Source organism: Streptococcus oricebi (genome assembly GCF_017883985.1).
GTDB lineage: Bacteria > Bacillota > Bacilli > Lactobacillales > Streptococcaceae > Streptococcus > Streptococcus oricebi.
The window spans coordinates 433,563-459,380 of record NZ_PRDG01000001.1; the positions used below are offsets into that span (position 1 = coordinate 433,563).

Below are 25,818 nucleotides of genomic sequence, written 5' to 3' on the forward strand. Positions count from 1 at the left end.
AGTTTTTGTTTTTGTATCAACTAGGCTAGAATTTTAAAGCTTATTTTTCTTCAAAGCCTTGAGCAACCGCTTGAGGGAAATTTTCTTCCACAATGGCGGCACAGTTATCACAGATATGGGCCTGATAGGTCCGCTGGCTACTTGTTGGGTCGATTCGACGACAACGGTCGCAGACCTCTCCTTGGGCCCTTTCTACCTTAAAGGCAACCTCATCAAAGACCAGAGCATCTGCTGCTGCGGGCTCATTCACAATGGTCAGCTCAGAGACAATCAAAAGCTGTGCGATATTGCTATCAAGAGCCCCCAATAGGGTCCTGACTACTTCCTTAGGATAAACCAGTAGGTGAGCCTCCAGGGATTTCCCGATTAGCTTGGCATTGCGGGCTTCTTCCAGGGCCTTTTGAGCCTGGTCGCGGAAGTCCATAAAGGCAGACCAAGCATCCAAGATTTCCTCTTGACCAGCAAACTTTTCCGCTCCTGGCAATTCAGATAGCTGGACAAAGTCCTCCGGCTCATGCTCCAAGTAGGACCAGATTTCCTCTGCTGTATGTGGCAGAATTGGCGTCAACAATTTCGTAATTTTTACTAAAATATCATAGAAAACAGTTTGCATCTGCCGCCGCTCTAGGGACTTGGCTGCTTCGATGTAGACAACATCCTTGGCAAAGTCTAGGTAAAAGGCGGATAAGTCTACATTGATAAAGTTAACCAGGGCCTTATAAATACTTAGGAAATCAAAGTCTTTATAAGCTTGACGAATGGTCGCTACTAGCTGGTTGAAGCGAATGGTCATATACTTATCTACAGGCCGCAAGTCCTCAAAATCCACCTTGTCCTCAGCAGGGTTGAAATCTGCTGTATTGGCAATCAGGAAACGCAGGGTATTTCTAATCTTCCGGTAGGTTTCCGAAACTTGGGATAAGATATCCATGGAAATCCGGACATCATTGCTTGAGTCGACAGAAGTTACCCAAAGACGGAGAATTTCTGCTCCAAATTGTTTTTCTACATCAGAAGGTAGGATGGTATTGCCCAGTGACTTGGACATCTTTTCTCCCTTACCATCTAGGACGAAGCCTTGGGAGAGAATTTGCTTATAAGGGGCGATGCCATTAGCAGCAACCGAGGTAATCAGGGAAGAGTTGAACCAACCCCGATACTGGTCTGACCCTTCCAAATAGAGGTCAGCTGGATAGGTCAATTCTGGCCGAGTCTTGACTACCCCATTCCAGGAGGAACCTGAGTCAAACCAGACGTCCATGATATCTGTTTCTTTGCTAAATTCGCCATTGGGGGAGCCTGGATGGCTAAAGCCTGAAGGCAAGAGTTCTTTGGCCTCTTTCTGCCACCAAACAACAGAACCATGCTCTTCAAAGAGCTGGGCTACATGCTCGATTGTCTCCTCAGTCATAATGGGACTACCATCTTCTGCATAAAAGATTGGCAGAGGAACTCCCCAGGCCCGCTGGCGGGAAATGACCCAATCGCCCCGGTCACGAATCATATTGTAAAGACGAACCCGACCCCATTCTGAATGGAACTTGACCTGGTCAATCTCATCTAGAATGTCTTGACGAAACTTAGATACGGAGGCAAACCACTGGGGAACAGCCCGCCAGATGATTGGCTTTTTCGTCCGCCAGTCAAAGGGGTAGGAGTGAGTGATTTCATCAGTGGCCAGGAGTAGGTCTCCTAGTTTCTCAATAACGGTCGGTGCCACCTTGTCATAGAATTGACCGGCAAAGTCAGGACCGGCATTGTCCATCATGATTCCCCGCTCATTAACGGTGACTGCAACCTCTAGACCATTGGCAACTCCAACATTATAGTCATCCTCACCAAAACCAGGCGCGGTATGGACGATACCAGTACCAGAATCAAGAGTAACGTGGTCACCCAAGATGACTAACTCGTCTACCTCACTATCCCATGGGTGCTCGGTCACGATATGGTTGAGTTCCTTACCAAGGTGGCTAGCAAGCACTTGATACGATTCCCAGCCAAAGCGTTCTGCTAGGCTAGCAAGGAGAGCCGCAGCTACCACAAACTTACGGTCGTCTCCTGCTGGTTCGACCACTAGGTATTCAAAATCAGGTCCCATGGTCAAACCGCGTGAAGCTGTAATTGTGAATGGGGTGGTCGTCCAAACAACGATGTAAGTGTCGGTATCCAGGACTCCCTTACCATCCTTGACCTTGTTGGCATAGTAGAGGGAGGTAGAGACCAAGTCATGGTATTCGATTTCCGCCTCAGCTAGGGCTGATTCAGATGACCAAGACCAGTAGACTGGTTTGGCTCCCCGATAGATATAGCCCTTCTTGGCCATTTCTCCAAAGACTCGGATTTGAGCTGCCTCATAGGCTGGTTTCAAGGTGATGTAAGGATTTTCCCAATCACCTGAAATCCCCAAACGCTTAAAGTCCTCTCTTTGCTTGTCTACCTGAGACAGGGCGTAGTCCCGACACATCTCTAGGTATTGGACCAAATCTAGCTCCTTGCGTTTGACACCCTTTTTAGCCAGGACTTGCTCAATTGGCAGACCATGAGTATCCCAACCTGGGATATAGGGAGCCTGGTAGCCAGACATGGACTTGGACCGGACAATAATATCCTTAGAAATCTTATTCATGGCATGGCCAACATGGATATTTCCATTGGCATAGGGAGGGCCGTCATGCAGGACAAAATGAGGTTTCCCTTCATTTAACTCCTGCCGCCTTTGATAGAGTTTAGCCTCGTCCCACTCTTTTTGCCAGATTGGCTCCTTATTGGGAAGGCCTGCCCGCATGGGAAAGGCCGTCTTACCTAGATTGAGTGTCTCTTTTAATTTCATCTTTATCCTCACAATTTTTTACTAACAAAAAAGTACCCGAGCTCCAAAAAGGACGAAAACTCGTGGTACCACCTTTGTTTAGGAAAAATATATTTTCCCCTCTAGACTGGTAACGGTAGTCAACCGTCGACTCCTACTCTTTTTCAGAGTCTCAGTTACTGCAAAAGGATAAGCTTGCTAAAAGGGATTGCAGGTCTTCCACCATCACCTACTCGCTAGAAATATTTTACCAAGCTCTTGTTTTTACAGCTTATAGAATATCAACTGATTCCTTGTTTTCATGGTCTGAAGAATCAACAGCAGGTGCTGCTTCAAATTCGGCCTGGGCTTGAGCAGCCGCTTCTGCCAAAACAGCCTGATCCAGACGCTCAAAGGCCTGGGTTTCAGCTAGTTCACGATTAGCTGCCTCGATTCTTTGTTGCAACTCTTCCATCTCCTCTGGTGAGAATTGACGGGTCATATCCACCTGGTCATCCTCAGGAGCCATAGCAGCCTCACCCAGAGCCTCTTGGATAACTTCCTTGAAGGCTTCATCGCTGGTTTGAAGATAGGTTGCTGTCGGACGAAGAATTTCTTCCCAATCAGAAGAATCCACAATGCTCAACTGGCTTTCAATCGTTGATTTGAGGCGTTGATGGAAGACCCGAGTCTTGTTCTTCAACTCCTCTGTCTCAATAGCCACTCGTTTGGCATTATCCGTTGCTTGACGCAGGATTTCATTAGCCTTATACTTGGCTTCATCCAGCAAGTGCTGGGCGTCCTGCTCAGCCTGACGCACGATATTTTCAGAGCGGTCAGTTGCTGCCTGCTTCACTTTTTCAGCCGTATCTTGGGCAATCAAGACTGATTGACTCAAAGAGTCCTTCATCTCGTCAAAGTAGGTCAAGCGCTCTTCCAAGTTTTTGATTCGCGCTTCCTTCTCATGATTACTGCGGACAAGGTCCTCATAATCACGAACAATAATATCCAAGAATTCATCTACTTCTTCAACATCATATCCTCTGAATTTGACACCGAAAGATTTATCCTTGATTTCTAATGATGAAATGGCCATATTTTCTCCTTATTTACTAGATAATATTTCAACAGTTAATTTATGCTTCCCGCTTTTTGAGAAGCCATTTTCCTTTATAACTTTAAATCTTCCATATCTCCTTACGCTAACCAAGTCATCCAGGCCAACGAGCAGGCTGGGATTGGTGGCTACCACATAATTATGCTTGACCTCCTTGGCAGCGATTAGTTGACTAGCCAACTTGCGAGACAGCTTAAAGCTACTAGCAAGGAGCTTGTCCAAACGCAGACTAGAAACCAGAATGTCTCTGGTCACGCTTTTCCTAACCAAGACTAGCTGATTTTTTAAGTCTACTTCCTTGAGTCTGACCGAAGTCTTGGCAATTTTTTGGACCTGGTCAATAAAAAATTGGCTAAACTTCCGATCAACGAAAATCTGGGCCCGGCCCTGATTGACTAAGATATCTCCAAAGACGCGCCGTTCAATTCCCAACTGGTTAATCAGGGTCCCCAAGATTTGTGAATGAGTCAGCTGCTGGAACTTATTGGCATAAATAATCTCCAGCAGGCTAATATCAAAATCAGTCAAATCCAGCTCATAATAGCTAGGAGCCACCAGAACTTTGACTAATTCACTAGGGAAATAGTCACTGCTGACAAAGGACTTTAGACCTTGCTTATTGGCCAAACTGACTAATATCTGGGCCTGATGAGGATTGATAAAGGAGCTTACTTCCAAACTGTAACGCTCCTCTACCCGTCCTAGCATTTCCAAGGCCTGGTCCACAAAGGCTGCATCCTGCTGGGAAAAATGTTGATAGAGTCTCTTATTTTCGTCCATCAGAACAGGAATAGATAGAGTAGACGAATTAAAAACTCGCCTAAAATATTAAGAAAGAACATCACTGCTAGAACTGTAAAGTCCAAGCCTCCAAACTGTAAGTTCAAGCGCCTAAAGGGTCTAAGGACAGGCTCGGTCAAAGAGGACACAAAGCGTCCAAAGCCGGTCTGATAGGCTCCTGGGAACCAGGATAAAAGGGCGTAGACCAGAAAAAGCAGCGAGTAAAGACGAAGTAGATTATAACAAAGTTGAATGATAAAAAACATCTTACCTACGCTTCATGTCGAAATCAAATTCGCTGGCCTGATGGTCATCCGGCAATTTGATGTCTTCAATATTAACGACTACATTGATTGGAGTCAGGAGATACATGGTATTGGCAACCTTTTTCAGATTACCAGCCAAGACATAGCGGGCACCATCAAGATAATCCAAACAACGACGGGCTTGAATTTCAGTCATATATTGGAAATCAATCAGGATACTCTCATTGGCAATCAGGAGATCGACAATCTCGGTCGCTTCCTCGTATTTTTTAGGGTAGCGTACATCGATGGTAATCTTCTCATCCGTAGTTGTCCGGTGGCGGGCCAATTCCTGTTGCCGAGCATGGAGACGAGTGATGTTCTCATTGCTTGCGGCAGATGGACGTGGCTCTCTTGCTAGCTGACTAGGCTTGCCTTCTCTGGCAGCTACTGGTTGCTTTACTTCTTCCTGAATTTTTGGCGGCTGATTGTTGGTAACCTGCGTCTCAGGTCCATCACCGTCCTCTGTAAAATACTCTATAAATCTATCGAATCTATCTTTTAATGACATGGTTCTTTCCTATTTAAAAAATGCTGTCCCAATTCTGACAAAAGTTGAGCCATGGGCAATTGCTTCCTTGTAATCTCGGCTCATCCCCATACTGATTTCAGAAAAGGGCATATTTATTAACTGTTTCCTTTGTAATTCTTTTTGTAGGTCCTTGGCTCCTTGGAAAATCTCACTTAAATCCTGGGGACCGGCATCAATCGGTGCCATGGTCATCAGACCTACTATCCTTATCTTTTCTAGTTTTTCCAATTCTGGTAAAACTTGGTTTAACTCTTCCACTAAAAAACCATGCTTACTTGCCTCGCGGGAAATATTTACCTGTAAAAAGCAGTTAATCACATGGTCTGCTCGTTTGTCAATCTCCTTGGCTAGCTTGATGGAGTCTAGGGCATGAAAGTAATCCACATAGTTGATGACCTCCTTGACCTTCCTTCTTTGAAGGCTACCAATCAAATGCCAGGTTAGATTTTCTGCGGCCAAGACCTGATACTTATCCAGGAATTTATCCACTCGGTTTTCCCCGATATGTTGGATTCCTGTCGCAACTAGCCTCTTAGCAGTAGAGCTGTCAACATATTTGGTGACAGCTACAACATTTACCGAATTTTCTGGTCGTCCCGCCTTACGGCAAGCCTCCTCAACAGAGGCAAAGACTTCCTTTTTATTTTTTTCTAAATCCATTTTAACGGTTTCTGAAAAATGGTGGTGTTTCTAGTTCATCATCGTCTGTTGAACTTTCTGTATAGCGTTCAACAGTTGGGCTTGAGCTAGGCTCTGTCTGACGAGCAATGCTGTCTCGACGAAGGTCCCACTCACCAAAAGCAGAAGTTTGTGGTTTTTCTTGACGGCGCCGGCTAGGTTTTGGCACTTCAACCTTTTCGGTCAAGTCAAAGTTGCGCTCATAGGCACGGTCTGTCAAACTTTCCCGATGTTGGTCCCCTGTTGGACGAGGACGACTAGCTTGGGGAGTCCGGATACCGCTGACCTGCTCTACCCGATCTGGTCGAACACCAGTCGCAACAACGGTGACGCGAATTTCATCCTTCATGCTTTCGTCAATGGCTGTACCCAACCAGATGTTCACTCCATGACCTGCTGCTTGGTTGACCAATTCAGAAGCTTCTTCTGCTTCAATCAAGGTCATGTCCAAACCACCGGTAACGTTGACGATAACGTCCTCTGCTCCATCGATGGTTGTTTCAAGCAGAGGAGAGTAGATAGCGCGACGAGCTGCCTCGACCACTCTTTCTTCCCCGCTACCAAGACCGATTCCCATCAGGGCATTCCCCTTGTTGGCCATAACTGTCTTCACATCTGCAAAGTCAAGGTTGATAAGACCTGGACTGGTAATCAAGTCGGTAATCCCTTGGACACCCTGACGCAGAACATTGTCTGCCTCGCTCAAGGCTTCCAGAAGTGGAGTCTTCTTGTCCACAATCTCTAGGAGGTTATTGTTGGAGATAATCAGCAGAGTATCGACATGCTCTCTGAGCTCATTGATTCCCTCAATAGCAAAGTTGCTCCGCTTGCTTCCTTCAAAGCCGAAAGGACGAGTAACCACCGCAACGGTCAAGGCTCCCAAGCCCTTAGCAATCCGAGCGATAACAGGAGCTGCTCCAGTACCAGAGCCTCCCCCCATACCAGCAGTGATAAAGACCATGTCCGCACCGCTCAAGGCGTCGGTCAAGACCTCTTCGCTTTCCTCGGCTGCCTTACGACCAACCTCAGGCTGACCTCCGGCACCCAGTCCGCGAGTCAACTTAGGACCGAGCTGAATAACGGTTTCTGCCTTGGCGCTGCTTAGGGCTTGAACATCTGTGTTTGCAGCGATAAACTCAACTCCGGAAACACCTTCGTCAATCATGCGATTGATGGCATTACCACCACCGCCACCGACACCGATAACTTTAATGACTGCTCCCTGAGCAGCAGCTGTATCAAATGAAAATGTCATATTTTATTACCTTCTCCTTTAATCAAACATATTGCCAAGTAGATTCCGCACACGATCTGTAAACTTAGCAGGTTTTTCCTCTTCTTCTACTTCCTGTTGAGGAAGAGGGATTTCACTTGGAACTTCGATTCTTTCTGGCTCAGCAGGAGCTGGCTCATTTTGGGAAACGAAACGTGAAGGACTGATGATTTGCTGATTTTGCAGTGGACGAGCAAAGTCGATTGGTTGACGACGTAGAGCCTCGTCACCCCGGACAGCAGCCTGGGCCAAAACGTCCACATCGGTCAAGTTACCAGCATATTCAGATAGGCTGATTACATGGGCAAAGGCTGGGTTTCTAATTCCGATTTGGTTAGGAACATAAAGCTTGACTGGAACTGCAAAAATTTCTTGGGCCAGTTCAATCACACCCGGCATGATAGCTCCGCCACCAATGATGATAATACCTCCTGGTAAATCGAGCAGATGGCGTCTGTCCAAGTCTTGCTTGACCTGTTCAAAGATGTGCTTAATCCGAGCAGAAATGATTTCTGCCAAGTAAGACTCGGTTACTTCAACCGGTTCAATCTCACCAATCACCTCGACCTGGAAGCTCTCATTACTAGCAGCTGGCACATAGGCCTCACCGTAGTTAAATTTCAAGCTTTCAGCCAGCTTTTGAGAGGTTTTTAAAACCTTGGAAATATCCTTGGTTACATAGTCTCCACCTTCTTGGTAGATGTTGGTATATTGTAGTTCTTGTCCCTTAACGGAAGCGACGGTTGTTTGTCCGCCACCCATATCAATAACGGTTGCTCCAAACTCACGTTCTCCCTCATTTAGAACTGACTTGGTCATGGCAAGTGGAGAGATGATAATATTCTCTACTTGGACACCTGCCCGCTCAACAGTCTTTCTTAAATTATGAAGGATAGTCCTAGGACCTGTGTAGAGAAGACCACGCATTTCCAGACGAATCCCCATCATCCCACGCGGATCACGAATTCCTTGGAAACCATCGACCACAAACTCCTCTGGGATAAAGGTAATCACTTCACGATCTGGAGTCATGCTCTTGGTTAGGGCTGATTTAACAACATTTTCTACATCAATATCTGTGATTTCTTTTGAATCACTGGTTACTGGAATCATCCCTTGGGTTGGCTCAATTTGGAGCAGGTTGGCAGGGAGGCCAACATTGACTACCTTGATGGAAATCCCTGCTTTTTCTTCGGCTTGGGCAATTGCTGACTTAATCGCAGTTGCTGCAGCCTCAATATCAACAATGATTCCATCCTTGACACCGGCACTCTTGGCATTGCTCACACCAATCACATTCATTTCATCATTGACATGCTCTGCCACCAACACTTTAATGGAGCTAGTTCCTATATCTAATCCCGTAAAGAAGCCATTTCTAGCCATTACATCATTCCTCTCTATCTTCCGAGTTCCTCACTTTAACTAATAGCTCTAAAAAATATAGCTATCCAACGCCTATTATAACATAAAAAAAGTAAAAGTGGGCAGATTTTATTCATTATTTTCACTATTATTTTCAGGGTTCACATCGCTATTTGTCTCTTGATTTCCCTGTTCTTCCGCCTGTTTTTCTTCTTCTGATTTTTCCTGATTCTCTGTCTTAGGCTCCTCCACAATATCGGGCCGGCTAAAGATTCCTGCCTCCATATCGAGAACAAAACCTAGGGTCAACTGGGACTTAATCTTTTCATAGTAGGGAAGTTTTTTCCCCAGTTCAGACAAGGGAACCAAGACCTTATGACCACTGTAAAATTCAAGGGTCAAGAGATCCTTGGTTGCCGCAGTTGGTGTCAGGGTCACCTTGGCTAAATCATTCTTGATGGAGCTAGCAAGCTGGCCCGATTCCTCCACAAATTTTTTTATCATTTTTGGATCAGAAAAGCTTAGACTGATGTACTTTTCTGGCAACTTGTCCTCGGCCACATTCTGCTTAATCAGCTGGCCATTGCTTAAGATTGGATAGATATTTCCACTACTGGTCTCGTAGGCAAAAATATCATACTCTGTCACCTTAATCGTAAAGCGGCTAGGAAAACGATAGTCTAGCTCAACAGCCTTAATCCAGGGATTAGACTCCTTGATGTTTCTAGCATAGGCCGGTCGGTTGAGCCAGGTCGTTAGAGTATAGTCCCGCTCATCAATCAAGGAGGCCTTGATGATGGCTTCCTTGGCCACCTCTTTATTACCGACAACCTCTAACTGTCTAGCCTTAGATAGGGGAGTCAGACAATAGATGGCACCCAAGACCAGGCAGACACTAAGAAAGAGGACCGGACTGGCCCGAAAAATATGGCGTCTGGATAGGGGAGGTATGGCTGCTTTTTTTTCAGCCTTGAGTTGGGCCTTGGCCAACTTTTTAGCCTCCTTAGGATCCAGCTCCTCTAACTCTTCTTCTAGTTGGACTTCCTGGTCATCTTCTAGCTCAAGCTCTTCTTCTGGCTCCTCCTGGGAGTCGGAGTCCGCTTCTGCTTCCAGCTCGACTTCTTGGTCCTGGACCTCCTCTTCTTCCTCCTCAAATTCTTGGGGGAAGTGGGCTCGCCTTTCTTCCTCGATTTTTTCTTCTGCCTCAGCCTGCTCCTGGGCCTTTTTTTCTAGATATTCCTTATTTCTCTTTTGCCATTCAGATAGTTCTTCCTGGTTTTCTTGTTTCTCATCTTTATCTTTTCTTGTCATTTTCTTCCTTTGCAATATCCGCTTTTAACAAGGCGTAAAATTCATCCAGGGTCTTGATTTCCTGAGAATTTTCCATTGCTTGCTCATATTTTTCCCGATGCTGGAGCAAGTCCTGAACTGCCCCTTCTAGGCTGTTCAAAGTCAAGTTCTCTTCCAGCAACTCTTGGGCATAGCCTTTTTTAACGAAGTAAGCTGCATTTTCCAGCTGGTCTCCCCGACTGGCCTCGCGACCTAGCGGGATGATTAGTTGAAGTTTTTTTAGGGCTAATAGTTCAAAGAGGGTATTGGAGCCCCCTCTAGTTACAACCACATCAGCCACTTGCATCAAGGGCTGGTAGAGGTCGCTCACATAGTCTACCCGATAGAGATTTTTGGAAAGCTCCTGTAGGTCCGCCTGACCCGTCAGATTGATGATATTGTAGCTTTCGGTTAGGGCTTGCTGGTGCTGACTAATAAAGTCATTAAAGACACGCGCACCAGCAGAGCCTCCGACAAACAAGAGGGTCTTGAGTCGGCTGTCAAAATGAGCACAAATCTCTGCAAGTTTCTCCTTATTTTCAACCCCAGCGTCAGCAATCTTGGTCACTGCTCCTAGGTGCTCCACCTTGGTCAAGCTAGCAGCCTGCTCAAAGGTTGAATACATCTTGCGCGCACATTTATAGGCAATTTTATTGGCCAGACCAATCGATAAGTCAGACTCATGGACATAGACAGGGACCCCTGAAAGCTTGGCTGCAATCACTGGCGGCACCGAAACAAAGCCTCCCTTTGAAAAGAGGACCTGTGGTCGCAGACGCCAAAGGATAAGGAGGGACTGAAAAATCCCCCAGACCACCTTAAAGCCATCCAGCAGGTTCTGCCAAGAAAAGTAACGTCTCAGCTTACCCGTTGCAATCGAATGAAACTGGATAGCTAGATTTGCCTTTTGAATTTCCTGATATTCAATCCCCTTTTTATCACCGATGTAGTGGACCTCCCAGCCCCCTTCAATAAATTTAGGAATCAAGAGGAGGTTGAGGGTCACATGCCCTACCGTTCCTCCCCCAGTAAAGATTATTTTTTTCATATTAGCCCTTTAATTCTGCCAAGGTCGCTAAAAATTCATCTCCGCGCACCTCGAAATTTGCATACATATCCCAACTAGCATTGGCTGGACTGAGCAGGACAATATCTCCTGGCCCTGCTTGATCGAAGGCCTTGCGGGTCGCATCTGCCACATCAGTGGCTTCTAGATAGCTGACCCCAGCCTGGTCGGCTGCTCGTTTGAGCCTGTCCGCTGCTTGACCTAAAAGAACCATTCTTTTTAGGCCCTTGAGGTCGGGTACCAATTCATCAAATTCATTTCCTCGGTCCAAGCCCCCTGCAATCAAAATCACCTTTTGGTTATCAAAACCAGATAAGGCTTTTTGGGTTGCTAGGATATTGGTTGACTTGCTATCGTTATAAAACTTGACACCTGCCACTTGACCAGCGTATTGGAGGCGGTGCTTGACCCCACCAAAGTTAGCTAGGCTTTCCTGAATCGTCCGGTTGCTAATGCCTGAAAGTTTAGCCACCGCAATTGTAGCCAGGGCATTTTCGATATTATGACTACCCGGCACTCCTAAATCCTGAGCGGCCATAACGGCCTCCCCCCGAAAATAAAGGACATCATCCTTGAGGTAGGCCCCATCGACCACTTCCTTGGTCGAGAAAGGCAGGACCTGGGCCTGGGTCTTTTGAGCCAAATCCTTAGCCAGGTCTTGATTAAAGTTGAGAATCAAAAAATCCTGAGCTGTCATATTCTTTTGGATATTCCACTTGGCTGCCACATAGTCCTCAAAAGAGCCATGATAGTCCAAGTGGGTTGGCATAAGGTTGGTGATGACGGCCATTTGGGGGTGAAAGGCTTCAATCCCCATCAGCTGAAAGCTGGAAAGTTCCATGACTAGCCTGTCCTTGTCGGTCGCTTCTTGGGCAACCTGACTAGCTGGAAAGCCGATATTGCCGGCCAGAATGCCCTTTTGCCCTCCAGCCGATAGGACCTCAGCAATCATTGTTGTCGTCGTGGTCTTGCCGTTTGAACCAGTAATACCGATAATGGGCGCATCTGAAATCAAATAGGCCAACTCCACCTCGGTCAAAACTGGAATCCCCTTGGCCAGAGCCTTTTCAACCATGGGATTGTCGTAGGGAATCCCTGGATTTTTAACCATCAACTCAAAGTCCTCATCTAGGAGCTCCAAGGGGTGGCCTCCAGTCACCACCTTAATCCCTTCTTCTAAAAGGGACTGGGCCGCAGGGTTTTCCTCAAAGGGCTTGCCATCATTGACTGTCACGATAGCTCCCAACTTATCCAGGAGACGAGCCGCAGACTCTCCTGACTTGGCCAAACCTAAAACAAGAACTTTTTTATTTCTAAAGTTTGAAATGTACTTCATCATCAACCTCTTTATTTCTAGTACCTTCTATTTTACCCTTTTTTGGGAAAATAAAAAAGGCCCAGCTCTATTTTCTTCTCCTTGTTATCAAGTTTTGAAAAATTTGCAATATATGGTAATAGAATTTTTGACCTTTGACTTGCTTTTTATCTATGAAAGCGTTATACTAAAGGTAGATAAAGTTACCGCTGGTAACTAGATGGTGAAAGGAAGTGATACAAGCTGAAAGAAACTAAGGAAAGCCTGAGAGAAAGGCTGCTAGAAGAGGGACTGGAAAAAATCGGCCAGGAAGGCTGGGAGCAACTTTCCCTCCGTAAACTAAGCCGAGCCTGCCAGGTCAGTCATGTCGCCAGTTATCGTCATTTTAAAAACAAGGACGATTTTATCTGGGCCTTAATTCCGCTAGTCTCTCACCATTTTGTCCTCTTCTTACAGGAAGGCGAGGAGGAGGCAAATAGTCCCAGACAGAGGATTTGTCATCTAGCCCAACGCTTTATCCTTTACTCCCAAGAACATGCTCATTATTTTGACTTTCTCTTTCTCAGCAAGTACGCGCTAGCCACCCAGACCGATGAAAATGGCCAGCTGGGCTTAGAAAGAGAGATGGACTGCTTTGAGCACAGCCGAAAGAGAATCCAGGAGTTTATCGATTCTCTAGCTGGTTCCTATGATTTTAACCAGACCTTTATGCACCTTTGGGGCTTTATCTTTGGGCTTAGCCTCTTGGTGCGGCAGAAACTTTATCCAGCCCCAGACCAGGTCCTAGCCCAACTCATCGAAGAGATTCTGGACTTTTATCAGTAGGAGGTAAAACCATGCTTACAACCATTATTTATGCTCATCCTTACGACAAGAGCTTCAACCATGCTATTTTAGAAACCGTTACTCAAAAATTAAAAAAACAAGGTCAAGCCTATCAAGTGCTGGACTTGTACGCAGACAATTTTAATCCCGTTTACAAGGCAGAAGAATTAGCCCTCTTTTCAAAAGGCGAGGCGGTTGACCCCTTGGTGCAACACTATCAAAAGGTGCTAGACAAAACCAATCGCTTGATTTTCATCTTTCCGATTTGGTGGTATGATGTGCCTGCTATCGTCAAGGGATTTTTCGACAAGGTCTTTCTCAAAACCTATGCCTACCAAGAAGAAAAAAGTGGCCTTCTAACTGGGCTTTTAAGCCAGATTGAAGAAGCTCTGGTCTTGACCACTGCTGCTAGTCCCACCTGGTACCTGAAGCTTTTTGGTGGCAATGTCGTTCAAAAAGCGGTACTTAGTTCTACACTTAAGGCAGTCGGCATTGGTAAGAAATCCCGCAAATGGTTCAATGTCGGCCGTATTGCCCGTAAAACCCCTGAACAACGCCGGGCCGCCCTAAATCAGATTGCTGACCTACTTTAAGTAAAAGCCCAAAGGAGGAAAAGAGATTGAAGCGTTCTCTGACTAGCTGGTCACTTGAAAAAATGCTACTAACGGGAGTAAAACTGGGCTTTGTTCCTAAAGATGACCCAGCCCTAGCCAAACATTTAAAAAAAGCGGAAGAAAAGAGTGCTCGCTTAGTGGCTAATCCCAGCAAAATGGTCGGCATGCCCGTAGAAGATAAAATCATCGCCGGGATGCAAACCTTTATCTGGAATGACCAGCAGACTTCTGACCAAAAAGTGCTGCTCTACCTGCATGGCGGAGCCTATGTTAGCCAGCCTCTTTCTTTTCATTATCAGATGCTGCGCCAGATTGTTAGTTTGACAAATGTCAAAGTTGTCCTTCCGATTTATCCTAAGGCGCCCAAATACAACTATCGAGACACCTATCCTAAGTTAGTAGAACTCTACCAACTGCTACTAACTGCAGTTGATAGCCCCTCGCTCATTACGATTGCTGGAGATAGTGCAGGCGGTGGCCTAGTCTTTGGCTTGGCTCATTTGTTAGTTGAAAAAGACTTAAAGCAACCCCGACATTTGATTGGAATCTCACCTTGGCTGGATATTGAAATGAAAAATCCAGAAATAAAAGACTATCAAGCTCTGGATCCTATCGTTGACTTTTGGTATTCGCTCAAGGTTGGTCAACTCTGGAGTGCGGGCAAGGAAAACGGAGCAAATCCCTTGGTCAGTCCCATTAACAGTCCCTACTTTGCCCAAATGGCGCCTATCAGCCTCTTTAGTGGCAGTCATGAAATTCTTTATCCAGACATAAGGTTGTTAGCAGAGCAACTGACGCAAGAAAAGATTCCGCATCAATTTATCGTCAAAGAAAAAATGAACCATGTCTATCCACTTTTTCCCATTCCAGAGGCCAAAGAAGCCAGACGACAGCTTGCTGAGATTATCCTAGAATAAGATTCCAAATATAAACCAGCATTGCTATGATAGCAATGCTGGTTTCTTTGTCATTTCCCCTCACCTTTTCTACCACTCACTTAGGAAAACTTACCACTTAGCCAGAAAGGGTAGATTTGGCGCTAGGTTTCTGCTAAGCTAGAACTTAAGGAGGAAACATTATGACTCGTACTCAAAAAATTCAAACGCTCATCCCAAACGGCGCCGACCAGCTCTATACAGTCTGCTATCCCAACCCCGGCAAGGAGACGATTATTCTCTTGCATGGAGGGCCAGGGACACCAGATGACTTCCTCTGGTTTCTAGCAGAATTTGAACAAGACTTCCAAATCATCAACTTTCATCAACGAGGAACTAAACAATCGCCCTGCCCCAGTGGTGACTTCAGTATAGAAGCTTACATTGCAGACATCGATACAATCGCTAACCACTTCAAGGTAGATAAATTCCACCTTTTAGGGCATTCCTGGGGTGGCCTCTACGCGCAAATCTATGCTAGTAAACACCCCGAACGCCTCCTCAGCCTCTTTCTCTCCTCACCGGGAACGGGGACAGGTAAAGAGTGGAAAATCATGGAGAAGGAAATGATGACCTATAATAAAAACCATTGTTCCCGCTTGGACTGGATCAAAATGGGCATCTTTTCTCTGCTCGGCAATCTTGGTAGTTCCAAGGCTTCCCAGGCTCTTTTTAGGCAAGTTGCGCGCAATTACAATGCCGATTATCCAGCATTTCGTGATAGGACTTTTGACATGAGCAATGTTTCAGTTCAAGCCGGCAATCGGACCAGAAAGGCCATTATGGCCTACCCGCCCCTAGCTCCTTTAGAAAATCCTAGCTTTCCCATTACCGTAACTTTCGGAGACAATGATATTTTTGGCGACAGCAAACGTTTTATCGAGAAACGCTATCCCAGCGCCCAAATCTTTTTCATCAAAAACAGTGGCCATTTCCCATTCTTTCAAAATCCAGACCACTACTTCGCTATCTTGCAGCAGCATTTTAAAAACTAGGAAAAAGAAAGCTAAGGAGAGCCCTATTCCTCTAAAATATAGCCAGACCAAGCTAGCCTTAAACCCCTAGCTTGGCCTTTTTAGTTTGCAAGTTCTACTTCTTTTATCTAGGTCTAAAAATATAGCAAACATCTTAGATTCAGCTAGGTTAGAGCAGTTCCTGGTCAAAAAGGATTCTTGACCTAGTCCTTTTCTAGTTCTTCATCCCTCTTTTTTGACCACTTGTTCCCCAAAAATAACCACTTATCAAAAATATTGAGATTTCCTGCCTTTCATTTGCTAAAATAAAGGCAAAAAGGAGAAAAATCATGTCCCTAATATTAGACGACTTTAACAGTAAACTGACCCAGAATTTAGATAAGTATCGGAAAAAATGGCAAGCCCAAGTTGCCGTTCGTTCACCCAAGTTTGGTATAGACTATCGCTATGGCGCCCAGGATTTACCCTATCATTCAGCAAGTGTAGGTAAGCTAGCTCCCGCAGCTCTCACCCTGCAACTAGTCGAACAAAAGCTAATTAGTCTGGATACCCCTGTCGCTTCGATACTAGACAGGGAGATTTTACAAGGGATTTTCATGGAAGGCAAGATAGATGATGTCACCATTGAGCAACTTTTGACCCATACTTCTGGAGCAAATGATTACCTCAATGGACCAACTAAGGGGGACACACTGGCTGAACTGACAGTGACCGACCTGGACCGTCGCTGGACGCCAGCTAGCTTACTGGACTATGCTAGAGAATACCAGAAACCTATCGGAGCGCCCGGCCAAAAATTCTTTTATAGCGACACAGGCTTTACTATCCTGGGACTCCTACTTGAGGAGGTTACAGGAAGAGCCTACTCCCAGCTTGTGCACGAAAAAATCTTTGACCCTCTGGGAATGACCCGCAGTTTTATGCCCTTGCGAACCAAGCCTACTGTGGGAGATGATACAATCGCTCCCCTTTATCTAGGAAAAACAAGAGTAGATACAGCTCAGTCCCTGACCATGGACTGGGCTGGCGGCGGACTCGCAGCCACGCTGGATGACTATTTAACCTTTATTCACGCCCTCCATACAGGCCAGCTAATTAGTCAAGAATCTTGGGAATGGATGACCAGATCCCGCCATAAATATCGTAGTGGACTTTACTATGGAGCCGGAAGCATGAATGTCAAATTTTCCGGCTTTGTTCCCTGGCTTTGGAATTTCCCCCGTCCCGTTGGCCACCTGGGCTTAACTGCCGTCCATCTATGGTATGATGCTGAGCATGATGCTGAAATTGCCATTAACTTTGGTTCATCTAGAGCCATGCAAACTAGTTTTTATCCGCTGATTGAGATTGTTCGATTGTTGCGCCAGCTTAGTTGATGTAAGTGAGGAGAACACTAAAGAGGATAAGTCCTTTAGTCTCCCCACTCTCCTAGCAATTTTCAAGGAAAGGAAAACGATGATGAAAGATACAAAAATTGAAGAGATAATAGAAAACGGTCCCGACCGCCTCTATACTATCTGCTATCCCAAGCCCCAGAAAGAAACCATTATTTTACTTCATGGAGGACCAGGAGCTCCTGACGATTTCCCTTGGTTTGCTGAAGAATTTAAAAACGACTTCCAAATCATCACTTTTCACCAGCGGGGGACCAAAAAATCTCCCTGCCCCAGCGGTGATTATAGTATAGAAGCCTATATGAATGACCTCAATAAAATCAGTAACTACTTCGGACTAAAAAAATTTCATCTTTTCGGACATTCCTGGGGCGGTCTTTACGCTCAAATCTACGCCAGCAAATACCCTAAACGCCTACTCAGTCTCTTTCTCTGCTCACCCGGGACAGGAACGGGCTCTCAGTGGCAACAAATGGAAGAAGAAATGATGACTTACAATAAAAATCATTGTTCTTCTGCCCAATGGTTAAAAATGGGCATCAACTCTCTGCTCGGTAGTCTTGGTAGCTCCAAGGCTTCCCAGGCGCTCTTTCGTCAAGTCGACCTCAACTACAATGCCGACTATCCCGAATTTCGGGGCCAGGTTTCAGATGTCAGCAATGCCTCGGTCAAGGCCAACAGTCAAACCAGCAAGGCAGTCCGCACCTATCCCATCTTAACTCGCCTTGAGACTCCCCTTTTTCCTATCACTATAACCTTTGGAGACAATGATATTTTCGGAGATAGCATGCACTTTGTCAGCGACCGCTATCCTAGCGCCCACCTATTTAGGATAAAAAATAGCAGCCACTCCCCCTTTCTCCATAACCCGCAGGATTTCTTCCCCATTTTACACCAGCATTTCGATATTAAAAAGCGATAAGAGTGATTAACTACTCTTATCGCTTTTATTTCTTTTTTTCTTGACGGGCATTCGGGAAAGGTCACGCAAGGCAAAGAAAGCCAGGGTCAGCATTCCTATCGTCACAAAGAGTTCACTAGGTAGTTGGAAAATCTTGAAAGCCGCCAAAGTCAAGAGAATGAGCAAAACAACCAAGATTAAAACCAACGTCACCACATTGAGCGTCCCCCGAATACTAGGAGGAGCAGCAAAAATGTAAAACAAGAGAATGAGAATTCCCACAATCAAATAAAACATAAGCCCTCCTCCCTGAAATTAAAATTTATCTATAAGTATTCGTGCAATAGTTGACTAGCTCCTAGCTAGGCCCCTCCCAACTCGCCAAGGACCCAATCAAGCTTGCAGCATGCTAGAGGGAGGACTTGTTTTGTCAAACTCTCCCTAGCACAAACTTATTCAGCAGATTTTTTCTTTTTATTAGCCTTTTCACGTTCAGCCTTGTTAAGGATTTGCTTGCGCAGACGGATAGACTCCGGTGTCACTTCCATGTATTCATCATCGTTGAGGAACTCCAGCGACTCCTCCAAGGTCAAAATCCGTGGTGTTTTGATAACCGCTGTTTGGTCCTTGGTTGCCGAGCGGACATTGGTCATCTGCTTGGCCTTGGTGATGTTGACTGTCAGGTCATTTTCCCGAGAGTTTTCACCGATAATCATTCCCTCATATACTTCTGTTCCAGGATTGACAAAGATAGTTCCCCGCTCCTCGATGGACATGATGGAGTAGGTGGTTGCCTTACCAGCGTCAATAGACACCAAGGCTCCGCGGTGGCGGCCACCGATTTCCCCTGGAATAAGCGGTAGGTATTGGTCAAAGGTATGGTTCATAATCCCATAACCGCGCGTCATGGATAGGAATTCAGTAGAGTAACCAATCAGACCACGAGCAGGTACCAGAAAGACTAGGCGGGTCTGACCGTTACCAGTCGCCACCATGTCCAGCATTTCACCCTTGCGTTCAGACAAACTTTGGATAACGGAACCCTGATATTCCTCTGGCGTATCGATTTGCACACGCTCGAAAGGCTCCATTTTCACTCCGTCAATCTCCTTGACGATAACCTCTGGCCGAGATACTTGCAGTTCATAGCCTTCCCGACGCATGGTTTCAATCAGGATAGAGAGATGCAATTCTCCCCGACCTGAAACGGTCCATTTGTCAGGAGAGTCTGTCGGATCTACCCGCAGGGAAACGTCCGTTTGTAGCTCGGCCTGGAGGCGCTCTTCCACCTTACGAGAAGTCACCCATTTTCCTTCGCGACCGGCAAAAGGAGAGTTATTAACCAGGAAGGTCATCTGCAAGGTTGGCTCATCGATATGAAGGACCGGCAGGGCCTCTACCGCATCTGTCGGTGTAATGGTTTCCCCGACAAAGATGTCCTCCATACCAGAAACAGCAATCAGATCACCAGCCTTGGCCTCAGTGATTTCCCGTCTTTCCAAACCGAAGAAACCAAAGAGCTTGGTTACGCGGAAATTCTTGCTTGTCCCGTCTAGCTTAGAAAGGGTAACCTGGTCTCCTACCTTAACGCTACCACGAAAGACCCGTCCAATCCCGATTCGACCAACGAAATCATTGTAGTCCAAGAGAGAAACTTGGAACTGCAAAGGCTCATCTGAATTATCAACTGGCGCTGGGATATGCTCGATAATAGTATCAAAGACCGGTGCCATGGTATGCTCTTGCTCGGCTGGATTGTCTGATAGAGAAGAAGTTCCATTGATTGCAGAAGCATAGACTACTGGGAAGTCCAGCTGGTCATCATCAGCTCCCAACTCGATAAAGAGTTCCAAGACCTCATCTACTACCTCGGCCGGCCGGGCAGAAGGCTTGTCAATCTTGTTAACAACCACGATTGGAATCAGGTTTTGCTCCAGAGCCTTTTTCAAGACGAAACGAGTCTGAGGCATGGTTCCCTCATAGGCGTCCACCACTAGGACCACCCCGTCTACCATTTTCATGATCCGCTCCACTTCTCCACCGAAGTCGGCGTGTCCTGGGGTGTCCATGATATTGACCCGAACTCCCTTGTAGGCTACGGCTGTATTCTTGGCCAAAATGGTAATTCCCCGCTCCTTTTCCAGGTCGTTGGAGTCCATGGCCCGCTCTGATAACTCAGTCCGTGCATCTAGGGTTTCAGACTGCTTAAGCAGCTCGTCAACCAAGGTTGTCTTTCCATGGTCAACGTGGGCAATAATGGCAATATTGCGGATATCTTCTCTTAATTTTGTCATGCTTTCCTCTAATTCATTCAAATTTTATTCTAACTGATTGATTATACCACAGTTTAGACCAAAAAGCACAAAGGAGCCTGATGTAAATGTTTTCAGTAAAAAAATGACAAGGACCTGTTTTTTTCCAGTCCGCTTGTGCTATGATAGAAGAAGAAAAAAAGGAGAAACCATGCGCCTCGATAAGCTACTGGCCCTCAATCAAATCAGCCGAAAAAAGATGAAGCAGGCCCTCCTGCGCCAGCAAATCCTAGTCGATAAACAAGCAGCCCGCAAGTTGAGTCAAAATGTTGATACGGGCCTACAAGAAATCAGCCTAGAGCAAAAAAGCCTCCAGGCTCCCAGCCACCGCTACTACCTGCTCAATAAACCAGCAGGAGTTCTTACGGCCAATAAAGATGCTGAAAAAAGGACCGTTATGGACCTACTTGCCCCCAGTGACTACTCTTCTGACCTCTACGCTATCGGTCGGCTGGATCGTGATACGAGGGGCCTACTTATCCTGACCGACAATGGACCTTTGGGCTTTCAGCTCCTCCACCCCCAGTACCATGTCCAAAAGACCTATTATGTTGAGGTCAATGGCCCCTTAAATAATAGTGCCATTGAGGCCTTTGAGCGGGGCATTATCTTTCACGACGGAACGGTCTGTCAAAGCGCTCAACTCACCATTCATCAGAGTCAGCACCATAAAAGTAGCGCCTCGGTCTGTCTCAGTCAGGGAAAATTTCACCAGGTCAAAAAAATGTTTCTCTCGGTCGGAGTCAAGGTAATCTACCTCCAGAGGACCCATTTTGGTCCCTTTGAACTGGACCCTGAGCTAGCCGAAGGGAGCTATCGCCCCTTTCACTCGCAAGAGCTAGAAACAATCAAGCTCCTACTAGAAAAGACCCGGTAAAAATAGCTTGCTAGCAAGGAGGAAACAGGAGAATGCTTAAATAACCTTGCGGCATAAGCCGTTCTTCGCTAATCATGAGTACTTATCTCCTCAAATTTTTCTTCTTACCATCTATCAATAAGTTTTCAATCAAGTAACTAGTTATCATGACATAAGTTGTGTAATCCATAGCGACTCCTTCTCTTTATATTGTTATCATTCGTCATTTCGCATCAATAATTTCAAATAAAGATTCATCGCCACTCGAAAGTGATATCATACTCAAATAGGGAGACGAAGGCTGTAAATATGTAAAATTTATATCTAACTCTGTTTCCTTTGAAGCGCTAAGTTGCTTACTAACCCAAGAGTCTTTGAATATATATGTAATTTCATCATCTCCAGAAACTGGATTTTTAAAATAACTTCTAATTTTAAATGTTGATAAAATTTCCTTATTTAAAGTTAGATTTGTAAATAAAAACTTTATCTGCGACACCTTTTCATTTACAGGCGTTCCATCAAGTTTTACTATCCCTCCATCCTCAGTATAGCGGATAGAGATCTCTTCTGTCCTAACTTCGTCGTCCACTTTTCTTTCTTCTTGATAATAAACTCCTTGAATTTCTTTTGTCTCTGACTTACCAGTTAGAATAATGAAATGGTCTATATCTTTTCCTCCAGTATAAGCTGCCTTTGAATGGTCTGATAAGACATATTTTATCTCAAACCCCTTCGGAAACTTTTTAAATAAGTCCGACACCTTAGGTGTTGGGTAGACCTCCGACATATAGTCAAGTTGCTTTTCAATCTTCGCACGGTCAAAGCCTCCGCTAGTCACTTGCTGAATTACTCTTGTCACGATTAGACCTCCGATTAGTATCAATATGGAAAATATAACGAGTAATATGATTGATTTTGATTTTTTCATAGTTTTACTCCTTAAATTTTTCTATTATAGTTTCTGATTTAAAAGAAAGGGGGGTAGACATATTTATTTCAATATATTTATTTGATTCATTGTTTCTGGTGAAAGAAAGGATAAAATTCTTTGCTTCATCTTTTTTAGAAATATCCAAGTTGTTTAATGATAATAAATCATTGTTCAGATAATAAGCAATATGATAAGCTGAAATATTTGAATTATAATTACTTTCTATTATTTTATAACTAGATAGTATATTTTTATTAAAAGTATTTTTTTGAAATAAAAATTGTGTTTCCTTAACTATATCATCTAAGGTATAGTCTTTATCTAAGCTTTTCCATCCCTCTTTTGTTAATTCGATGTTATGTTTGTATAGCATTTTCATATCAGAAATACCATTATTTACAACTGTTATTTTTTTCTCTACGATCCCTTTTATCCTCTTATTTTCTGGATTACCTGAGACATTTATAAAATACGATATATCTTTCCCGTCTGAATCTTTTGAATGAGTATATATAATTTGAAACCCCTCAGGAAATACTTTAAACAAGTCCTCAACATTTTTCGTTGGATAGATTTTGCCTAAATCCGCAAATTGTTTTTCGACATGCGCTCGACTATTTTTATTACAACCCGACAAACCTAACATCATAACCATCACTCCTAATAATAATGCTAGTAATTTCATTTTCTTATTCATATACATAAACTCCTATTCTTTTTCCTAACACGAACCTTGCAGCAGCTGTTCTTCACTAGTCATTATTTTTCACCTCTACTAAAAATTGATTCACTGATTGAACTATCATCTCGACCAATTTCTACCTCTCTAGAATAACCAAATCTTTTATCTTCTTCCAAATTCCCTTGAATATTTATGCCAAAATTTGTTCCTTTTATTTTCAAATAATTTGCGACAATTTTATTATCCATTTCATAAAATCGGATATAGTCCCCATTGGCATTATCCCAAGTTTTCTTACTTTTTAAGGAATGTAACTGGTCTTGACTTAAATTTAGGAGCTGAAATAAAAATTGAAATTGTTCTAAATAATCCTGATATTTTTCTTCTAATTGTTGATGGACAATAAATTCTCCACTTTCTTTCAACTCTACATCAACTCTTTTTACCATCTGATCATTTTCATTCACTTCTAAAGTACCAGTAATTAACTTATTGGCATAATCCCCTTCTAAATCTAAATAATATGACGTGCTATTATAACTGGCAACATTCAAAATATGAAATCCTTTCGGAAAGACTTTAAACAAATCGTAGGCATTCTGAGTTGGGTAAACCTTTTCCAAATCCGCAAACTTCCTCTCCCCTAAATAACGACAACCTGACAAACCTAACATCATAACCATCACTCCTAATAATAATGCTAGTAATTTCATTTTCTTGCTCATATCAACCTCCTATTTATTTTCATAATACAAACCTTGCGGCATAAGCCGTTTTTCACTGGTCATTATTTTTCTCCTTTATCAAAAATAAATTCTCTAATATTTTTATTATTCCATCCAATATCTACTATTCTAGAATAATCATGTTCTTTATCATCGCTTGTATTTCCTTGAACCCCTAAGCTGAGCTCTTGTCCTCCAGTTTCCAAGTAGTTGGCAACCTTTACATCATTTATTTTATAAAATCGGATATAGTCTCCGTTGGCATTATCCCAAGTATCATTACTTCTAAAAGAACCCAATTGATTCTGTTTTAAGTCAAATAATTGAAATAAGAATTGAAATTTATCTAAAAAATCCTGGTATTTTTCTGATAGTGGTTTATTAGCAACTAATTCCCCTGTTTTCTTTACTTCAATCTCTACCTCTTCTACCTTTTGATTATCTTCAGTAATTTCTAGCTCCCCAGAAATTGATTGCGCAGAAGCATTTCCATCTAAACTTAAATAATAAATTGTTTTTTCGTCAAATTCCTGAGTATTCAAAATATGAAATCCTTTCGGAAAGACTTTAAACAAATCGTAGGCATTCCGAGTTGGATAAACCTTTTCCAAATCCGAAAACTTCCTCTCCCCTAAATAACGGCAACCTGACAAACCCAACATCATAACCATCACTCCTAATAATAATGCTAGTAATTTCATTTTCTTATTCATATACATAAACTCCTATTCTTTTTCTATTATACTCTATTTTATATCTACCTGAAAGCGATTTTTTAGACATCCCCCTCCATTTCGACGGTCTTTACCAGAACTTTTTAGCTAAAAAAATAAGCCCTGGGGCCTATCTTATCTTTACTTTTCCGTCCCAACTATCCAGACCGAAAGAGAGGATATAGAGTTGGGTAAAGCCTGCTTTTTTTAGGGCAATGGCCGCATTCATGACCGCTTGACCGCGACTGTTTTCATAGAGCAGGACTGGCTTATCCTTGCGCAGGGCTTGAAGGCTTTCCTTGAGCTGGTTAGCTGGGATATTGCGCGCTCCTAAAATATGCTTGCGACGAAATTCACTGGGCTCACGCAAGTCGACTAGCTGCCCCTGACGAATCAAAACTGCAAACTCTTCATTGTCAACCAACTTGGCTGCCCGACGCAACCGCCAGTAGTTGAAGCCCATCCAAGCCGCCGCCACTCCTATTACGATTCCTGCACTAACTAATAAAGACATTTATTCTCCTTCTTTTTTCTTTAAATATTCTAACTCTAAGCGATGTTCCCGTCTAAGGATTAGTTCTGCCTCCAAGTAGAGGAGCTTGTCCATGAGGCCGGCCTCATAAATCCTTTCAAGCTCAATCTTCATCATCTCAATATCGTAGAGGCGCTTGCCCATATAGATGATAATTCCAAAACCCTTGAGGAATTGCTGGACATCGTAAAGTGTTTTCATGAGCTTATTCTATCAGATTTTCAGCCCATTTTCAATACAAAAAAGAAGGAAAGTTAAATTTAACTTTCCTTCTTTTTGCGGCTTATAAATTAGGAGCTTGTCCAAGCTCGGCTGCCAACATCCAGATGGTTTTTTCTGCCTCGGTCTTGGCACCGTTGAAGATATCGTTGGTCACATCGTCGCCTTCTTCATCAGTCACATCCAAACCTTCTTGGAAAAGACCTGCTAGGTAACGGTAGATAGACAACACGCGCTCTAAGTTTTCTTCCATAGTCTTATCAAAGCTACCAACTGTTTCCTGGATTTTTGTGTGTTGGCTAAATTCTGCTAGGCTAGAGTAAGGGGCTCCTCCAAGGGTAATCAAGCGTTCGCTGATTTCATCTAGGTGGCCATCCAAGGCTTCCATATACTCATCCATTTTTGGATGCCAAACCATAAAGCCCCGTCCCCGCATATACCAGTGCACTTGGTGCAGGGCCACATGGGCGGTATAGAGGTCTGCCACTGCTTGGTTTAACAAGGCCTTGGTCTTTGGTAGGGAACCATGGATGCTCTTTACGGTAGCAAAGTTTGCAACATCCTTAGCTGCTTCATTTTTCTTTTGAGTCATTATCTATTTCCTCTTTTCTTTATTCTAAATAAATTATAACGATTCTAAATAAGAAAATC

The 25,818-nt window shown here is 44.1% G+C and carries 27 protein-coding genes and 1 pseudogene; 8 read left to right on the forward strand and 20 right to left on the reverse strand.

Annotated elements, in window-relative coordinates; all coding sequences use genetic code 11:
- Positions 1-40: 40 nt before the first annotated feature.
- The 11 genes from ileS to murD form a co-directional block, all read right to left on the reverse strand.
- Entirely contained in the window at positions 41-2,833 is a 2,793-nt protein-coding gene (gene ileS, locus C4K46_RS02005; RefSeq protein WP_209626840.1) for an isoleucine--tRNA ligase, read from the reverse strand.
- A gap of 250 nt (positions 2,834-3,083) precedes the next feature.
- Positions 3,084-3,887 carry a DivIVA domain-containing protein gene (locus C4K46_RS02010; RefSeq protein WP_209626842.1) on the reverse strand — a complete coding sequence of 268 codons (804 nt, stop codon included), beginning with the start codon at positions 3,885-3,887 and terminating at the stop codon, positions 3,084-3,086.
- Positions 3,888-3,896: 9 nt separating this feature from the next.
- Positions 3,897-4,688 (reverse strand): YlmH family RNA-binding protein, encoded by a 792-nt coding sequence (locus tag C4K46_RS02015; RefSeq protein ID WP_209626844.1) that lies wholly within the window; start codon positions 4,686-4,688, stop codon positions 3,897-3,899.
- The gene (locus C4K46_RS02020; protein ID WP_209626845.1) at positions 4,688-4,954 is read right to left on the reverse strand and encodes a YggT family protein; all 267 of its coding nucleotides are present in this window, start codon (positions 4,952-4,954) and stop codon (positions 4,688-4,690) included. The genes C4K46_RS02015 and C4K46_RS02020 overlap by 1 nt, the downstream gene beginning before the upstream one ends.
- Position 4,955: 1 nt before the next feature.
- A complete protein-coding gene (locus C4K46_RS02025; RefSeq protein WP_209626847.1) occupies positions 4,956-5,504 on the reverse strand; it encodes a cell division protein SepF in 549 nt (182 codons plus the stop codon).
- A gap of 9 nt (positions 5,505-5,513) precedes the next feature.
- Positions 5,514-6,185 carry a YggS family pyridoxal phosphate-dependent enzyme gene (locus C4K46_RS02030; RefSeq protein ID WP_209626849.1) on the reverse strand — a complete coding sequence of 224 codons (672 nt, stop codon included), beginning with the start codon at positions 6,183-6,185 and terminating at the stop codon, positions 5,514-5,516.
- Position 6,186: 1 nt separating this feature from the next.
- Positions 6,187-7,458: a cell division protein FtsZ gene (gene ftsZ, locus C4K46_RS02035; RefSeq protein ID WP_209626851.1), complete on the reverse strand. Its 1,272-nt coding sequence runs from the start codon at positions 7,456-7,458 to the stop codon at positions 6,187-6,189.
- An 18-nt stretch (positions 7,459-7,476) separates the two neighbouring features.
- Positions 7,477-8,862 carry a cell division protein FtsA gene (gene ftsA / locus C4K46_RS02040; protein WP_209626853.1) on the reverse strand — a complete coding sequence of 462 codons (1,386 nt, stop codon included), beginning with the start codon at positions 8,860-8,862 and terminating at the stop codon, positions 7,477-7,479.
- A gap of 108 nt (positions 8,863-8,970) precedes the next feature.
- Complete coding sequence (locus C4K46_RS02045; protein WP_209626855.1) at positions 8,971-10,152, reverse strand: cell division protein FtsQ/DivIB; 1,182 nt, start codon at positions 10,150-10,152, stop codon at positions 8,971-8,973.
- Complete coding sequence (locus C4K46_RS02050; RefSeq protein WP_209626857.1) at positions 10,136-11,218, reverse strand: UDP-N-acetylglucosamine--N-acetylmuramyl-(pentapeptide) pyrophosphoryl-undecaprenol N-acetylglucosamine transferase; 1,083 nt, start codon at positions 11,216-11,218, stop codon at positions 10,136-10,138. Before C4K46_RS02050 ends, C4K46_RS02045 begins: the two co-directional genes overlap by 17 nt.
- Before the next feature lies 1 nt (position 11,219).
- Complete coding sequence (gene murD, locus C4K46_RS02055) at positions 11,220-12,572, reverse strand: UDP-N-acetylmuramoyl-L-alanine--D-glutamate ligase (protein ID WP_209627122.1); 1,353 nt, start codon at positions 12,570-12,572, stop codon at positions 11,220-11,222.
- 255 nt (positions 12,573-12,827) lie between these two features.
- On the opposite strand from murD, the pseudogene C4K46_RS10690 reads away from it, so the two are divergent.
- The 7 genes and pseudogenes from C4K46_RS10690 to C4K46_RS02085 form a co-directional block, all read left to right on the forward strand.
- A pseudogene (locus tag C4K46_RS10690) lies at positions 12,828-12,947 on the forward strand (helix-turn-helix domain-containing protein); the annotation flags it as partial.
- A gap of 228 nt (positions 12,948-13,175) precedes the next feature.
- Positions 13,176-13,376 carry a hypothetical protein gene (locus tag C4K46_RS10535; protein ID WP_245335102.1) on the forward strand — a complete coding sequence of 67 codons (201 nt, stop codon included), beginning with the start codon at positions 13,176-13,178 and terminating at the stop codon, positions 13,374-13,376.
- Between the two features lie 11 nt (positions 13,377-13,387).
- A complete protein-coding gene (locus tag C4K46_RS02065) occupies positions 13,388-13,969 on the forward strand; it encodes an NAD(P)H-dependent oxidoreductase (protein ID WP_209626859.1) in 582 nt (193 codons plus the stop codon).
- 26 nt (positions 13,970-13,995) lie between these two features.
- On the forward strand, positions 13,996-14,907 hold the full coding sequence (locus C4K46_RS02070; protein ID WP_209626860.1) for an alpha/beta hydrolase: 912 nt from the start codon (positions 13,996-13,998) through the stop codon (positions 14,905-14,907).
- A gap of 161 nt (positions 14,908-15,068) precedes the next feature.
- A complete protein-coding gene (locus C4K46_RS02075) occupies positions 15,069-15,920 on the forward strand; it encodes an alpha/beta fold hydrolase (protein WP_209626862.1) in 852 nt (283 codons plus the stop codon).
- A 308-nt stretch (positions 15,921-16,228) separates the two neighbouring features.
- The gene (locus tag C4K46_RS02080) at positions 16,229-17,275 is read left to right on the forward strand and encodes a serine hydrolase domain-containing protein (RefSeq protein ID WP_209626864.1); all 1,047 of its coding nucleotides are present in this window, start codon (positions 16,229-16,231) and stop codon (positions 17,273-17,275) included.
- A gap of 79 nt (positions 17,276-17,354) precedes the next feature.
- On the forward strand, positions 17,355-18,215 hold the full coding sequence (locus tag C4K46_RS02085) for an alpha/beta fold hydrolase (protein ID WP_209626865.1): 861 nt from the start codon (positions 17,355-17,357) through the stop codon (positions 18,213-18,215).
- A gap of 6 nt (positions 18,216-18,221) precedes the next feature.
- Here the strand turns inward: C4K46_RS02085 and C4K46_RS02090 are convergent, their stop codons facing one another.
- Positions 18,222-18,491 carry a DUF3165 family protein gene (locus C4K46_RS02090; RefSeq protein WP_209626867.1) on the reverse strand — a complete coding sequence of 90 codons (270 nt, stop codon included), beginning with the start codon at positions 18,489-18,491 and terminating at the stop codon, positions 18,222-18,224.
- A 155-nt stretch (positions 18,492-18,646) separates the two neighbouring features.
- Positions 18,647-20,488, reverse strand: a complete 1,842-nt coding sequence (typA, locus tag C4K46_RS02095) for a translational GTPase TypA (RefSeq protein ID WP_209626869.1) — start codon at positions 20,486-20,488, stop codon at positions 18,647-18,649.
- 169 nt (positions 20,489-20,657) lie between these two features.
- On the opposite strand from typA, the gene C4K46_RS02100 reads away from it, so the two are divergent.
- Complete coding sequence (locus C4K46_RS02100) at positions 20,658-21,383, forward strand: 16S rRNA pseudouridine(516) synthase (protein ID WP_209626871.1); 726 nt, start codon at positions 20,658-20,660, stop codon at positions 21,381-21,383.
- A 202-nt stretch (positions 21,384-21,585) separates the two neighbouring features.
- Here C4K46_RS02100 and C4K46_RS02105 read toward each other — a convergent pair whose 3' ends face one another.
- From C4K46_RS02105 to C4K46_RS02135, 7 genes are all read right to left on the reverse strand, one after another.
- Positions 21,586-22,293, reverse strand: a complete 708-nt coding sequence (locus C4K46_RS02105; RefSeq protein ID WP_209626873.1) for a hypothetical protein — start codon at positions 22,291-22,293, stop codon at positions 21,586-21,588.
- Between the two features lie 4 nt (positions 22,294-22,297).
- Positions 22,298-22,993 (reverse strand): hypothetical protein, encoded by a 696-nt coding sequence (locus C4K46_RS02110; RefSeq protein ID WP_245335103.1) that lies wholly within the window; start codon positions 22,991-22,993, stop codon positions 22,298-22,300.
- Positions 22,994-23,055: 62 nt separating this feature from the next.
- Positions 23,056-23,703 (reverse strand): hypothetical protein, encoded by a 648-nt coding sequence (locus C4K46_RS02115; RefSeq protein ID WP_209626877.1) that lies wholly within the window; start codon positions 23,701-23,703, stop codon positions 23,056-23,058.
- Between the two features lie 62 nt (positions 23,704-23,765).
- Complete coding sequence (locus C4K46_RS02120; protein WP_209626879.1) at positions 23,766-24,416, reverse strand: hypothetical protein; 651 nt, start codon at positions 24,414-24,416, stop codon at positions 23,766-23,768.
- Between the two features lie 130 nt (positions 24,417-24,546).
- Complete coding sequence (locus C4K46_RS02125; protein ID WP_209626881.1) at positions 24,547-24,930, reverse strand: rhodanese-like domain-containing protein; 384 nt, start codon at positions 24,928-24,930, stop codon at positions 24,547-24,549.
- The gene (locus C4K46_RS02130; protein WP_209626883.1) at positions 24,931-25,149 is read right to left on the reverse strand and encodes a YqgQ family protein; all 219 of its coding nucleotides are present in this window, start codon (positions 25,147-25,149) and stop codon (positions 24,931-24,933) included.
- Between the two features lie 82 nt (positions 25,150-25,231).
- Positions 25,232-25,759: a Dps family protein gene (locus C4K46_RS02135; protein ID WP_209626885.1), complete on the reverse strand. Its 528-nt coding sequence runs from the start codon at positions 25,757-25,759 to the stop codon at positions 25,232-25,234.
- Positions 25,760-25,818: the final 59 nt, after the last annotated feature.